The following is a 14,214-nucleotide window of genomic DNA, read 5'->3' on the forward strand; positions in this document are numbered from 1 at the left end:
ATGGCTGTTAAAAAGAAAACCGAAAAAGAAGGCAGCTCGTGGATCGGGAAGGTTGAAGATTACTCCCGAAAAATCTGGCTGGCTGGTTTAGGCGTGTACTCGAAGATCGACACTGACGGCAGCAAACTCTTCGATGCATTGGTCAAGGATGGCGAGAAAGCCGAGAAGCTCACCAAGAGCGCTGTTGGCAAGACAGTCGACGCCGCAAAGGACTCCGCTTCTTCGGCCAAATCGCGCATCAGCGGTGTGAAAGATCGTGCACTGGGCAAGTGGGATGAGCTCGAAGGTGCTTTCGACAAGCGTCTGAACAGTGCCATCTCGCGTCTGGGCGTACCGAGCCGCAACGAAGTCAAGGCACTGCACAGCAAGGTCGAGACACTGACCAAGCAAATCGAAAAACTGACCGGTGCCAAGGTTGCGCCTGTCGCGGCGAAAACCGCGGCGGCCAAGCCTGCTGCCAAGACTGCCGCCGCCAAGCCAGCCGCGAAAACTGCTGCCAAGCCACTGGCCAAAGCAGCGGCTAAACCTGCTGCCAAGCCTGCCGCTAAAACGGCCGCCGCCAAACCAGCGGCCAAACCGGCTGCTGCGAAAGCTGTCGCCAAGCCGGCTGCCAAGCCAGCAGCGGCCAAGCCTGCGGCTAAAACAGCTGCAGCAAAACCCGCCGCCGCCAAGCCGGCAGCCAAACCTGCTGCTGCGAAAAAACCTGCAGTGAAGAAGCCGGCAGCTCCAAAAGCCGCCGCGCCAAAGCCAGCAGTAGCAGCTGCCAAGCCGGCAACCCCGGCAGCAGCTCCGGTCAGCGCCTCGAACTCCGCGACCGCACCAACCCCTGCTGTCACCCCGACTGCCGCGCCAGCTCCATCGACGCCAACCAGTCAGTCCTGATTTTCAGGGCTCAAAAAAACGCCCGGCCTGCCAAGGTCGGGCGTTTTTGTTTGTGCGCGGATTTCTGAGCGACACAAGCCCACTGTGGGAGCGAGCTTGCTCGCGATAGCGGTGTATCAGTCGACATCCATGTTGGCTGAACAGACGCCATCGCGAGCAAGCTCGCTCCCACAGGGTTGGCGGGTGTCAGGCTTACTCGTGTGCTTCCAGGTACTGCATCGCCATTTGCTCCGTCGCCACTTTGATCGGTGGCAACAGATGCGGCGCCACCAGCATCATGATCTGGTAAACCACCAGCCGTACCTCGCCTTCGCGATCGAGAATCCGCTGGTAATCCAGTGAAAACAGCAGGGTCATGGTGATCTGTTCCACCAGTTGCCCTAACGCCTGAGTGTCGCTGACCAATTGCCCTTGAGCCTTCAATCGTGCGAGCAACGACGCCAGTGTGCGCTTGAGTGCATTGAGCAGGTTGCGAATGCCCTTGGCCAGTTTCGGCAGGCGTCCGGCGAGGTTCGACAGGTCCTGGAACAGAAACCGGTAGTGGGACAGGCGCTCGACGATCAGATGCAGGAACAGCCAGTAATCTTCGGGGCCCAATTCGACGTCGGACGGTGGGTCGAGCAGCGGTTGCAGTTCACATTGAAAGCGCTCGAACAGCCCGAGTATCAGCGGTTCCTTGCCGTGAAAGTGGTAGTAGAGGTTGCCCGGGCTGATGCCCATTTCATTGGCAACTTCCATGGTGGAGACATTCGGTTCGCCCTTCTGATTGAACAACTGCAGGGCACATTCGAGGATCCGGTCGCGGGTTTTCATCCAGTCTTCTTAATGATCGGGTCTTGCCACGGCCGGCATCGGCCGCGGCTCGTTGAACGTCAGCGCACGCGCACGTAAGTACCGGGTGCTGCCTCCATCGGTGGGTAGTTCTGGTTGCCGAGCGCCATGTGGGTTTCCTTCTGCGCGCCGGAGCGTTCCTGAATCCAGCCCAGCCATTGGGTCCACCAACTGCCGTCGACATGTTTGGCGTCGTAGTACCAGGCACGGGGATCGCTGCTCAGTTTGCCGTTCTCGACGTAGTTGGCTTTCGGGTTGCTCGGCGGGTTGAGGATGCTCTGCACATGACCGCTGTTGGACAGCACGAAGCGCCGTTCGCCGCCGAGCAACAGCGTCGAGCGATACACCGCGTCCCACGGTGTGATGTGATCGTTGATGCCGGCGACGCTGAAACTGTCGACGGTGACCTTCTGCAAATCGATCGGCGTGCCACACACTTCCAGTCCGCCCGGGTGGGTCAGCGGGTTGTGCTTGAAGAAGTCCAGCAGGTCGCCATGCAGGGCGGCCGGCAGGCGCGTGTTGTCGTTGTTCCAGTAGAGGATGTCGAACGCCGGTGGCTCCTTGCCCAACAGGTAGTTGTTGACGAAGTAGCTCCAGATCAAATCGTTGGGGCGCATCCAGGCGAAGACCTTGGCCATGTCACGGCCGTCCAGCACGCCTTTCTGATAGGAGCGGCGCTTGGCAGCCTCCAGCGTCTGTTCGTCGGCGAACAGCGTAGCGGGGCTGTCCAGCTGACTGTCGAGCAGGCTCACCAGATACGTCGCGCTGGACACCCTGCGCAGCTGCCGCTTGGCCTGCAAATGGCCTTGCAGCGCGGCAATGGTCAGCCCGCCGGCGCAGGCGCCCATCAGGTTGACCTCGCGTGCGCCGGTGATCGCCCGGCAGACATTCATCGCCTCTTCCACGGCTTCGACGTAGGTCGAGAGCCCCCATTCGCGGTGACGCACATCCGGGTTGCGCCAGCTGATCATGAAGGTTTGCAGGCCGTTTTTCAGGGCGTACTGGACGAAACTGTTGTGCGGGCTCAGGTCGAAAATGTAGTACTTGTTGATTTGTGGCGGCACCACCAGCAGGGGCTTGGAATACTGCTTTTCGCTCATCGGCTTGTACTGGATCAATTCCAGCAGCTCGTTGCGAAACACCACGGCGCCGGTAGTAGTGGCGACTGTCCTGCCGACCTCGAACGCTTGCTTGGTGACTTGCCGGGGCAGGCCGTCGTTATGCAGCAGATCGTCCACCAGATGGCCGATGCCTCGCACCAGACTGTTACCGCCGGAATTGAACAGCTCCTTGACCGCCAGTGGGTTGAGCAGGGTGTTGGAGGGTGATACGGCGTCGTTGAGCAAGGTGAAGGCGAAGTGGGCGCGGGCGCGGTCGTCCGGGCTCATGTTGCTCTCGTCGATCCAGCTTTTGACCTGCTTCTGCCAGCTCAGATAGGCCTGCAGGCTACGGCGATAAAACGGGTTGAGGCTCCACGCCGGGTCGGCGAAGCGAGCGTCGTGCGGGTTGGTCGGGTGCAGGGTCTCGCCCAGCAGCACGCGGCCAAGCTGACCGCCGAGTTTGAGGGCATGCCGGGCGCTGTGCAGTGGGTTGCGCAAGCCATGGGCGGCCACACTGCGCAGGGTCGACAGCAGATCCCGGCCACGCAGACCGGTAATCGCACTCTGTGCATTGATGAACGCGGCGGGAGTCGCCAAGGACTCCCTCGCTGGTTTCTCGCGCATGATTCAACACTCCTTCGTCTTCAGGCCAAAAACAAACACACTGAACCAGAACACCATAGACGCTGTAACGGGTTGTTGCGCGGCGTGGCGTCCTGCCGACCGCTGAGGCAGCGCTTTAACTGCCCAATGGCGCCGGACGCGGATGCATCACCGCGCGCTGGCGCTCCTCCTCCAGGAATTTCATGATGATCGGGGCCACCGCTTCGGCCCGGGTAATCAGGAACAGATGACCGTCATCAATGATGTGCAACTGGGCGTTGGGAATCCGCCAGGCCAGCAAGCGCATGTTGACCAACGGGATCAACGGGTCATCGTCGCCGGCCAGCACCAGGGTCGGCTGGCGGATCTTGTGCAGCCAGTGGATGCTGGTCCAGCCGAGGCCGGCGAACAGCTGCCAGTAGTAACCGAGCTTGCCTGCCGAGCGCACCTTGGCTGCATGGCTGGCGGCGAGCGTCGGGTCGCGACGGAACGCACCCCCGTAGATCATCGGCGCAATGCGGATCACGTGGGACGGCTGGATGTAGCGTCGCGGGCTGGCCATCATCCACAGCACTTTCGGTTTGCCCGGCACCATCACCGCACCCGCCGCCGTGGCGGCCAGCACGAGTTTCTTGCAGCGCTCCGGATAGTCATAAGCAAACTGCTGGGCCAGGGCGCCACCCCAGGACACGCCGATGACGTTGACCTGCCCGTAGTCGAGATAGTCGAGCATCCGCGCCGTGAGCTTGGCCAACCCCGGAAAACGATACGGCCGGTTTGGCGTCGACGAACCGCCGACACCGGGTACGTCGAAGGCGATGACTTCCAGGTCCGGGTCCAGCGCGGCAATGAACGGGAACACCAGCTCCAGGTTGGCGCCGATACCGTTGAAAATCAGCAGGGGCGTCAAGTGAGGCTTGCCGGGGCGTACCGCCGTGCGGAGCGTCTGGCCATCCAGATCGACGGTACGGAATATGAAGGGTTGCGGCATGCTTCAGGCCCTGTGGGTCGCTTTTTCCAGTTCATCCCCGCCCCCTGTGGGAGCGAGCTTGCTCGCGATAGCGGAGTGTCAGTCGGCGCATATGCCAAACCAGCCACCGTCATCGCGAGCAAGCTCGCTTCCACAGGGAAGTCGAGGTGTGTCAGTTACCGCTCATGTACATAAGTGCCCGGTGCAGCTTCGCCCGCCGGGTACGCCTTGTTGCCCAGTTTCAGCGGAGCTTTTTTCAGGTTGCCCGAGCGCTGTGCCTGCCAGGCCTGCCAATGCAGCCACCACGAATCGGCGTGCTTGGTCGACTCTTCCTGCCAGTCATCGGCATTGGCGGGCATTTCAGTGCTGGTCATGTAGCGCGATTTCGGATTGCCCGGCGGGTTCAGGATGCTCTGGATATGCCCGCTGCTGGACAGCACGAATTCAACATTGCCGCCGAACAGTTGCGCCGACTTGTAGCAGGAGCGCCACGGGGTGATGTGGTCGCTGGTCCCGGCCAGGGAAAAGATATCGGCGGTGACCTGCTTCAGGTCGATCGGTGTGCCGCACACTTCCAGTGCATTCGGACGAATCAATGGATTGCTTTTGAACATTTCAATCAGGTCGCCGTGGAACGCAGCCGGTAACCGGGTGGTGTCGTTGTTCCAGAACAGGATGTCGAATACCGGTGGCTCGTTGCCCAGCAGGTAGTTGTTGACCCAGTAGTTCCAGATCAGGTCGTTGGGGCGCATCCAGGCAAAGACTTTCGCCATGTCGCGGCCTTCCAGCACGCCAGCCTGATAGGAGTGGCGCTTGGCGCTTTCGAGGGTTTGTTCATCGACGAACAGCGCCACATCGCTGTCCAGGGTGGTGTCGAGCACACTGACCAGCAGGGTGAGGGCATTGACCTTGTTCTCGCCAATCGCTGCGTAATGGCCCAGCAGCGCGGTGCAGGTGATGCCGCCGGAGCAGGCACCGAGCATGTTCACGTCCTTGCTGCCGGTGATCGCGGTGACCACGTCGACCGCTTCCTTGAGCGCTTCGATGTAAGTCGACAGGCCCCACTCACGCTGCTCCTTGGTCGGATTGCGCCAGCTGACGATGAAGGTTTGCACGTTGCTGCGCAGGCAGAACCGCGCCAGGCTTTTCTCCGGGCTGAGGTCGAAAACGTAGAATTTGTTGATTTGCGGTGGCACCACCAGCAAAGGGCGCTCGTGCACCTGTTCGGTGGTGGGCTTGTACTGGATCAGCTCCAGCACGTCGTTGCGAAACACCACTGCACCTTCGGTCACGGCCAGAGTCTTGCCGACCTCGAATGCCCCCATGTTGACCTGGCTCGGCATGCCGCCGTTGTGTACCAGGTCCTTGGCCAGATGCGAGAGGCCGTCGAGCAGGCTTTTACCGCCGGTCTCGAAAAAACGTTTGACCGCCGCCGGGTTGGCCGCCGTGTTGGTCGGGGCGAAGGCCTCGGTCATGAGGTTGATCACGAAGTGCCCGCGGCTGACGTCCTTGGCCGGCAGGTTGCTGTCATCGATCCAGTCGTGGAGTTCCTTGCGCCACGCCAGATAGGTTTGCAGATAACGTTTGTAGAGCGGGTTCTGGCTCCAGGCCGGATCGGCGAAGCGACGGTCATCGCCATTCGGAAGAAGTTCGGATTTGCCTAGCAGTACGTTCTTGAGTTCAAGACCGAAATGGGCGACATGCTTGGCGCTGTGAATCGGTTGTTTGATGGCCTGCCTGAGCACCATGCGAGCAGAAGCCAGTAGATCTTTTCCACGCAATCCAACGACAGGATTCAGCCCCAAGGTGTTTTCGGAGGCTTGTTGCTTCAAGTCATCGTTATTCTTGTTACTCATCTACGACGCTCCAATGTCCTGAGACGAGTACCCGGGGCCTGCTGTGCAGTCACACAACCAATGCCAGGTACTGCTGCTCGGGTGACCGTTAATACTGCATCGCTGCTTTTGTTCGCAGTGAGCACTGCAGGGAACTTGCCAGTTCCATTGGTTACCCGAGTTTAATTTTTTTCGCAAGCAGGCCAATCGACGGCCCTGAAGCGGAGCATTCAAACAGATGAAATTAGAAAATGCCCTCTAAAAGAGCAAGAGGCTCGGATTAGAGCATCAGCTTGACGACGGATTCGTTCGGGTCGCGGGTTTTTCCGGCCGCTTTGAGTTCGGCCAGATAATCTTCCCAAAGTGCGTCATAACGTCGCGCCAGTTCGTAGAGGTATTCCCAAGTGAACAGGCCGCTGTCGTGACCGTCATCGAAGGTCAGTTTCAGTGCGTACTGACCGGCCGGTTCTACCTTGGTCAGGCCGACGTTGATCTTGCCAAATTGCAGGATGGGTTTGCCGTGGCCCTGGACCTCGGCGGAAGGAGAGTGCACGCGCAGGAACTCGGCGGGCAGGGTGTATTCCTCGCCGGACGCGTATTTCAGCGACAGGGTTTTCGAGGCTTTGTGCAGCTTGATGTCGGTGGGGAGTTGGGTCATGAGTGGATGTCCGTTTGTGTGTGGGACCCCGATTCAAATGTGGGAGCGGGCTTGCTCGCGAAGGGGCCTTAACATTCAACAGTGATGTTGATTGTCAGACCGCTTTCGCGAGCAAGCCCGCTCCCACAGGGTCCGTCATCGCTGTAAGTATGGCTTACAGGATATAACGGGACAGGTCTTCGTTCTGCGCCAATTCGCCCAGATGGCTGTTGACGTAGTCGGCGTCGATCTGGATCACCTTGCCGTCATGGGCGCTGGCCAGGTCGCCGGCGCTGAACGACACCTCTTCGAGCAGGCGCTCGAGCAGGGTGTGCAGGCGACGGGCACCGATGTTTTCAGTCTTCTCGTTGACCTGCCAGGCGATCTCCGCGATGCGCTTGATGCCACTCGGCTGGAACTCGATGCCCAGGCCTTCGGTTTTCAGCAGTGCGCAGTATTGCTCGGTGAGCGAGGCGTGAGGCTCGCTGAGGATACGTTCGAAGTCTTCCGGGCTCAGGGCCTTGAGTTCGACACGGATCGGCAGACGGCCTTGCAGCTCGGGCACCAGATCGCTCGGCTTGCTCAGGTGGAACGCACCCGAAGCAATGAACAGGATGTGGTCGGTCTTGACCATGCCCAGCTTGGTGTTGACGGTGCAGCCTTCGATCAGCGGCAGCAAGTCGCGCTGCACGCCTTCGCGGGATACATCGACGCCACCGGAATTACCACGCTTGGCGACCTTGTCGATTTCGTCGATGAACACGATGCCGTGCTGCTCGACGGCTTCCAGGGCCTTGGCCTTCAGCTCTTCATCGTTGACCAGGCGGCTGGCTTCTTCGTCGCGCACCATCTTCAGCGCTTCTTTGACCTTGAGCTTGCGGGCTTTTTTCTTGCCCTTGCCCATATTGGCAAACAGGCTTTGCAGCTGGTTGGTCATTTCTTCCATGCCCGGTGGCGCGGAGATGTCGACGCCGGCCATTTCGGCGACTTCGATTTCGATCTCCTTGTCGTCCAGCTGACCTTCGCGCAGGCGCTTGCGGAACAGCTGGCGGGTGTTGGAATCGGCAGTCGGGGCATCGTCGTTGCTGAAGCCCATGCGCGCCGGTGGCAGCAGGGCGTCGAGGATCCGCTCTTCGGCAGCGTCTTCGGCGCGGTGGCGAACCTTGACGATTTCCTGCTCGCGCAGCAGCTTGATCGCGGCATCGGCCAGGTCACGAATGATCGATTCGACGTCGCGGCCGACATAGCCGACTTCGGTGAACTTGGTCGCTTCGACCTTGATGAACGGCGCATTGGCCAGTTTCGCCAGGCGACGGGCGATCTCGGTTTTGCCGACGCCGGTCGGGCCGATCATCAGGATGTTTTTTGGCGTGACTTCAACGCGCAGCTCTTCAGGCAGCTGCATGCGGCGCCAGCGGTTGCGCAGGGCAATGGCGACGGCGCGCTTGGCATCGTCCTGGCCGATGATGTGGCGGTTGAGTTCGTGGACGATTTCACGGGGAGTCATGGACATAATATTCAGTGGACCTCAAGCAAGAATGAGCCGTGGTGCGATGGCTGCACGGGCTTACTCGGCGCAGTCCTGCTCCTCAATGGTCTGGGTGTGGTTGGTGAATACGCAGATGTCGCCGGCGATGCCGAGGGCGGTTTCGACGATTTCCCGGGCTGACAGGTCGGTTTTTTTCAACAGTGCGCTGGCCGCAGCCTGGGCGTAGGCGCCACCGGAACCCATGGCGATCAGGCCGTCTTCGGGTTCGACCACGTCACCGTTGCCGGTAATGATCAGGGAGGCGTCCTTGTTGGCGACCGCGAGCATGGCTTCGAGGCGGCTCAGGGAACGGTCGGTGCGCCATTCCTTGGCGAGTTCGACGGCGGCGCGCACCAGGTGGCCCTGGTGTTTTTCAAGCTGGCCTTCGAAACGTTCGAAGAGGGTAAAGGCGTCGGCGGTGGCACCGGCAAAACCGGCAATGACCTGGCCGTGGTACAGGCGGCGAACTTTTTTCGCGTTGCCTTTCATCACGGTATTACCAAGGGAAACCTGGCCGTCGCCGCCCATGACGACTTTGCCGTGGCGGCGAACTGAAACGATGGTGGTCAAGGGAAGAGTCTCCACGCAGCGGGGCGAAAATGCCTTATGCCCATTCATATGGGGGTGGTGGAGGGTTTTTCAACTGTAAGGCGAGAGAGGGGACGAGTGGTGTGAGGCAGACGGGTGCTGTGGTGTTTGCCAAGGCCCCTTCGCGAGCAAGCCCGCTCCCACATTGGATCGCGGTCGAATGTGGGAGCGGGCTTGCTCCGGGCGGCGTTCCGACGAAGAACGATGACGCGGTGCCTGTGGCAGTCGATTAGCGGCTCTGGCGTTGTTGTAACAAAAGATTGCTGAAGCCGGCGCCGGCCAGTTGTTTCTGGGCGGTCGTCAGTTGTTCACGGTTGCTGAACGGTCCGACCAGCACCCGATACCAGGTTTCGTCCTTCACCGTCCCGGACTCAACCGCCACAGCCTGGCCCAGCAGGATGATCTGCGCCCGAACCTTGTCCGCATCGGTCTCTTTGCGGAACGAGCCAGCCTGCAGGAAAAACTTCGTCACAGGCGCAGCCTTGACCGGTGGCGCTGGCGGCGGCGTGATCCCGGCCAGGGCTGCCTGGGCGCGAGCCGTGTCGATCTTCGCCGCTTCGGCCGGGGTGACCGGCGTGGTCGGGATGGCCGGCACTTGCGGCGTCGGCAGGGTTTTTTCCGGCACGGCATCCGGCGGCACGATGACTTCCGATTCCGGCAGCAAGGTGTAGAAGTCGTACTTCGGCTTCACCGGTTGTGTCGGGCTCGGCGGGGTCTTGTTGGCCTCGGCGATCTTGCTGGCTTTCTGCTGTTGCTCGACTTTTTCACGCTTGACCGTGTCGCTGCCCTTGCCCGGTTCCAGCTTCATCAGGAACACGATGAACGCGCCGACCGTCAGGCCGATGGCCATCCACAGCCAGCCCGGGATCGGTTGCTTTGCAGGAGCTTGGTAACGGCTGGCGCCACGCTTGGGTGCAGGTTTTTTCTTGGCAGCCAACTTACATACGCTCCAGAGTTTCCAGGCCCAAGAGTTCCAGGCCTTGCTTGAGGGTGCGTCCGGTCAGCGCGGCGAGGCGCAGGCGGCTCTGCATTTGTGCCGGGGTATCGGCGGCGAGGATCGGGCAGTTCTCGTAGAAGCTGGAGAACAGGCCGGCGACGTCGTACAGGTAAGTACAGAGGATGTGCGGGGTGCCTTTTTCGGACACGTTGTTCAGGATCTCGCCAAACTGCGCGAGCTTCGCCGCCAGTTCGTGTTCGTGCGTCGCTTCGAGGACGATCTGGCCGTCGACTTCGCTGAAGTCCTTGCCGAGTTTGCGGAACACGCCGGCCACGCGGGTGTAGGCGTACAGCAGGTAGGGTGCGGTGTTGCCTTCGAAGTTGAGCATCAGGTCGAAGTTGAAGCTGTAGTCGCTGGTGCGGTGCTTGGACAGGTCGGCATATTTCACTGCGCCGATGCCCACGACCTTGGCGATGTTGCGCAACTCGGCCTCGGCCAGCTCCGGGTTCTTGTCCTTGACCAGGGTGTAGGCGCGTTCCTGGGCTTCGGTCAGCAGGTCGATCAGCTTCACGGTGCCGCCATCACGGGTCTTGAACGGACGGCCGTCAGCGCCGTTCATGGTGCCGAAGCCCATGTGTTCCATTTCCATCGGATGGGTCACGAAACCGGCCTTGCGCGCCACGGCAAACACCTGCTGGAAGTGCAGTGCCTGACGCTGGTCGACGAAGTACAGCGCACGATCGGCCTTGAGCTTGCCACTGCGGTAGCGCACGGCCGCCAGGTCGGTGGTGGCGTAGAGGTAGCCGCCGTCCGCCTTGACGATGATCACCGGCAGCGGGTCGCCGTCGGCGTTCTTGAACTCGTCGAGGAACACGCACTGGGCGCCGTTGCTCTCGACCAGCATGCCAGCGGCCTTCAAATCGTTGACCACGTTGATCAGGTCGTCGTTGTAGGCACTTTCGCCCATCACGTCGGCCATGGTCAGTTTGACGTTGAGCAGTTCGTAGATCTTCTGGCAGTGGGACAGCGAGATGTCCTTGAACTTGGTCCACAACGCCAGGCAGTCCGGGTCGCCAGCTTGCAGTTTGACCACCAGGCCCCGTGCGCGGTCGGCGAACTCTTCGGATTCGTCGAAGCGCTGCTTGGCGGCGCGGTAGAAGTTCTCCAGGTCCGACAGCTCGTCGCTGGTGATCGGGTTTTCCTGCAGGTAAGCCATCAGCATGCCGAACTGGGTGCCCCAGTCGCCGACGTGGTTCTGACGGATCACGGTGTCGCCGAGGAATTCGAGAACGCGGGCCACGCCGTCGCCGATGATGGTCGAGCGCAGGTGGCCGACGTGCATCTCCTTGGCCAGGTTCGGTGCCGACAGGTCAACCACGGTGCGCTGCACCGGGCCGGCCTTGCGCACGCCGATGTGGTCATCGGCCAGGGCGGCGTCCAGGCGGGTCGCCAGGGCGTCGGTGTTCTGGAAGAAGTTCAGGAAGCCGGGACCTGCGATTTCGGTCTTGGAAACGTTTTCGTCAGCCGGCAGCGCGGCGATGATTTTTTCCGCCAGATCGCGGGGCTTCATGCCGGCCGGTTTGGCCAGCATCATGGCAATGTTGCTGGCGAAGTCGCCGTTCTTCTTGTCGCGGGAGTTTTCCACCTGGATCGCCGGCGACAGGCCTTCAGGCAACACACCTTCGTTGACGAGTTGGGTGATGGCTTGTTGGATCAGCTGGCGAATGGTGTCTTTCATGGTCTTCTCTTTCGACCGCAGGCGCGGCGGCGCATCATGCGCTGGTGGAAAAACTGGGCATTATCCGTTGCGAAGACGGGCTTGCCAACCTTAGCAGGCAGGTTGTGGATGTGTGGTGATAAAAGAAGCAAAGATCGCAGCCTTCGGCAGCTCCTACATGGTTGGTGGTTTACGCCGAGCCCTCTGTAGGAGCTGCCGAAGGCTGCGATCTTTTGATCTCAATACAAATCCACCGGATCGACATCCAAAGACCAGCGCACCGCCCGCCCGCTCGGCATCTGCTCCAGCACCAACAACCAACTGGCCAGCAACCGATGCAGCGGCGCCCGGGCCGTAGCCTGCAACAACAACTGCGCACGATAACGCCCGGCCCGTCGCTCCATCGGCGCCGGCACCGGCCCCAACAGTTCGATCCCGGTCAAACCCTGTTCAGCCAGCAAACGCTCGGCCTCGCTGCACGCCTCATCGAGAAAACCTTCGGCCTGACCCGGTTTATGCGCTTCGGCCCGCAGCAGCGCCAAATGCGCAAACGGCGGCAGGCCAGCCGCGCGGCGTTCGCTCAGGGCTTGTTCGGCGAAAGCGAAATAGCCCTGCTCGGTCAGTTGCACCAGCAGCGGGTGGTCGGCCAGGTGCGTCTGGATAATCACTTTGCCCGGCTCTTCGGCGCGGCCTGCGCGGCCGGCGACCTGGACGATCAACTGCGCCATGCGTTCGCTGGCGCGGAAGTCGCCGGAGAACAGGCCGCCGTCGGCGTCGAGGATCGACACCAGCGTCACCCTTGGGAAGTGGTGGCCTTTGGCAAGCATTTGCGTGCCGATCAGGATGCACGGCTGGCCTTTCTGAATGGTCGCGAACAGCTGGTTCATCGCGTCCTTGCGCGATGTGCTGTCGCGGTCGACCCGCAGCACCGGATAGTCCGGGAACAGAATCGCCAGGCGCTCCTCGGCCCGTTCGGTGCCGGCGCCGACGGGGCGCAGATCGACCTTGTTGCACTTCGGGCACTGGCGCGGCACGCGTTCGACGTAGCCGCAGTGGTGGCAGCGCAGCTCGCCGTAACGCTGATGCACGGTCATTCGCGCATCGCAGCGTTGGCACTCGGACATCCAGCCGCAATCGTGACACAGCAGGGTCGGGGCGAAGCCGCGGCGGTTGAGGAACACCAGTACCTGCTGCCCGGCAGCCAGGGTCTGGCCAATGGCTTGCTGCATCGGCCCGGAAATGCCGCTGTCCAGCGGGCGGCTTTTCACGTCCAGGCGCAGGAAGCGCGGCTGCTTGGCGCCACCGGCGCGCTCATTCAGGCGCAGTAGCCCGTAGCGGCCGGTGTAGGCGTTGTGCAGGCTTTCCAGCGAGGGCGTGGCGGAGCCGAGGACGATCGGGATGTTTTCCTGTCGCGCCCGCACCAGCGCCAGATCGCGGGCGTGGTAGCGCAAGCCTTCCTGCTGTTTATAGGAGCCGTCGTGCTCTTCGTCGATGATGATCAGGCCGGGGTTCTTCATCGGCGTGAACAGGGCCGAACGGGTGCCGATAATGATGTCGGCCTCACCGTCACGGGCGGCCAGCCAGGCATCGAGGCGTTCGCGGTCATTGACCGCCGAATGGATCAGCGCGATGCGGGCATTGAAGCGCTGTTCGAAGCGCGCCAGGGTCTGCGGGCCGAGGTTGATTTCCGGGATCAGCACCAGTGCCTGCTTGCCGGCCTCGAGGGTTTCGCGGATCAACTGCAGATAGACTTCGGTCTTGCCACTGCCGGTGACGCCGGCCAGCAGGAACGCGTGGTAACTGTCGAAGCCGGCGCGAATGGCCTCATAGGCGGCGCGCTGCTCCGGGTTCAGTGGCAGTTCCGGTTGCGCCAGCCAATGTTCGTGGCGTGCGCCGGGGGCGTGGCGACGGATCTCGACCTGCACCAGTTCCTTGGCCAGCAGCAAGTCCAGGCTGTCCTTGCTCAGCATCAGTTTGCTCAACAACTGATGGGCGACGCCGTGGGGATGTTGGGCCAGCGTGGCAAGGGCTTCACGTTGGCGCGGGGCGCGGGCGATGCGCGGATCATCGAGGCTGGCGCCCGGTGCGGCAGACCAGAAGCGTTCCTGGCGCGCTTCTGCCAGCTCACCCTGGCGCAGCAGCACCGGCAACGCCCAGCTCAAGGTGTCGCCGAGGCTGTGCTGGTAATACTGGGAGGTCCACAGGCACAGCTTGAATAGCGCGGGCGGCAGGGGTGGCGTAGTGTCGAGCAGGGCCAGGGCCGGCTTGAGTTTCTCGGCTGGCACTTCGCTGCTATCGGTGACTTCCACCAGGATCCCGATCATCTCGCGTCGGCCGAACGGTACCCTCAGGCGCATGCCGGGGTGCAGTTGGGCACGCAGGACGCCGGCCGGAGCGCGGTAGTCGAACAGGCGGCGCAGCGGCGAAGGCAGGGCGAGGCGCAGAATGGCGTCGGGCACGCGGGGGATTCTCTTTGCGGGCAGTAAATGAAAGGCTGGACCCATAACCTGTGTGAGCGAGCTTGCTCGCGATGAGGCCCTGTCAGTCAGCATTTATGTTGCCTGACACGACGCTATCGCGAGCAAG

The 14,214-nt window shown here is 61.6% G+C and carries 11 protein-coding genes; 1 reads left to right on the forward strand and 10 read right to left on the reverse strand.

The window, feature by feature from the left end; translation table 11 throughout:
* Positions 1 to 882: a phasin family protein gene (locus tag AC07YV_RS00185; protein ID WP_102698560.1), complete on the forward strand. Its 882-nt coding sequence runs from the start codon at positions 1 to 3 to the stop codon at positions 880 to 882.
* Positions 883 to 1,074: 192 nt separating this feature from the next.
* Here AC07YV_RS00185 and AC07YV_RS00190 read toward each other — a convergent pair whose 3' ends face one another.
* From AC07YV_RS00190 to AC07YV_RS00235, 10 genes are all read right to left on the reverse strand, one after another.
* On the reverse strand, positions 1,075 to 1,695 hold the full coding sequence (locus AC07YV_RS00190; protein WP_007975574.1) for a TetR/AcrR family transcriptional regulator: 621 nt from the start codon (positions 1,693 to 1,695) through the stop codon (positions 1,075 to 1,077).
* 59 nt (positions 1,696 to 1,754) lie between these two features.
* Positions 1,755 to 3,437, reverse strand: a complete 1,683-nt coding sequence (phaC, locus tag AC07YV_RS00195; protein ID WP_102698562.1) for a class II poly(R)-hydroxyalkanoic acid synthase — start codon at positions 3,435 to 3,437, stop codon at positions 1,755 to 1,757.
* A gap of 115 nt (positions 3,438 to 3,552) precedes the next feature.
* Positions 3,553 to 4,407 (reverse strand): poly(3-hydroxyalkanoate) depolymerase, encoded by an 855-nt coding sequence (gene phaZ, locus AC07YV_RS00200; protein WP_007975576.1) that lies wholly within the window; start codon positions 4,405 to 4,407, stop codon positions 3,553 to 3,555.
* 155 nt (positions 4,408 to 4,562) lie between these two features.
* The gene (phaC, locus tag AC07YV_RS00205) at positions 4,563 to 6,242 is read right to left on the reverse strand and encodes a class II poly(R)-hydroxyalkanoic acid synthase (RefSeq protein ID WP_102698563.1); all 1,680 of its coding nucleotides are present in this window, start codon (positions 6,240 to 6,242) and stop codon (positions 4,563 to 4,565) included.
* A 259-nt stretch (positions 6,243 to 6,501) separates the two neighbouring features.
* The gene (locus AC07YV_RS00210; protein WP_007999201.1) at positions 6,502 to 6,879 is read right to left on the reverse strand and encodes a gamma-butyrobetaine hydroxylase family protein; all 378 of its coding nucleotides are present in this window, start codon (positions 6,877 to 6,879) and stop codon (positions 6,502 to 6,504) included.
* Between the two features lie 154 nt (positions 6,880 to 7,033).
* Entirely contained in the window at positions 7,034 to 8,371 is a 1,338-nt protein-coding gene (hslU, locus tag AC07YV_RS00215) for an ATP-dependent protease ATPase subunit HslU (protein WP_102698564.1), read from the reverse strand.
* Positions 8,372 to 8,425: 54 nt separating this feature from the next.
* On the reverse strand, positions 8,426 to 8,956 hold the full coding sequence (gene hslV, locus AC07YV_RS00220; protein ID WP_007975582.1) for an ATP-dependent protease subunit HslV: 531 nt from the start codon (positions 8,954 to 8,956) through the stop codon (positions 8,426 to 8,428).
* 247 nt (positions 8,957 to 9,203) lie between these two features.
* On the reverse strand, positions 9,204 to 9,911 hold the full coding sequence (locus AC07YV_RS00225) for an SPOR domain-containing protein (protein WP_095942351.1): 708 nt from the start codon (positions 9,909 to 9,911) through the stop codon (positions 9,204 to 9,206).
* Position 9,912: 1 nt separating this feature from the next.
* Positions 9,913 to 11,649 carry an arginine--tRNA ligase gene (gene argS / locus AC07YV_RS00230; protein WP_102698565.1) on the reverse strand — a complete coding sequence of 579 codons (1,737 nt, stop codon included), beginning with the start codon at positions 11,647 to 11,649 and terminating at the stop codon, positions 9,913 to 9,915.
* A gap of 218 nt (positions 11,650 to 11,867) precedes the next feature.
* Entirely contained in the window at positions 11,868 to 14,087 is a 2,220-nt protein-coding gene (locus tag AC07YV_RS00235) for a primosomal protein N' (protein WP_102698566.1), read from the reverse strand.
* Between the last annotated feature and the right edge of the window lie 127 nt (positions 14,088 to 14,214).

The sequence above is a fragment of the Pseudomonas sp. GW456-E7 genome, from assembly GCF_059424105.1.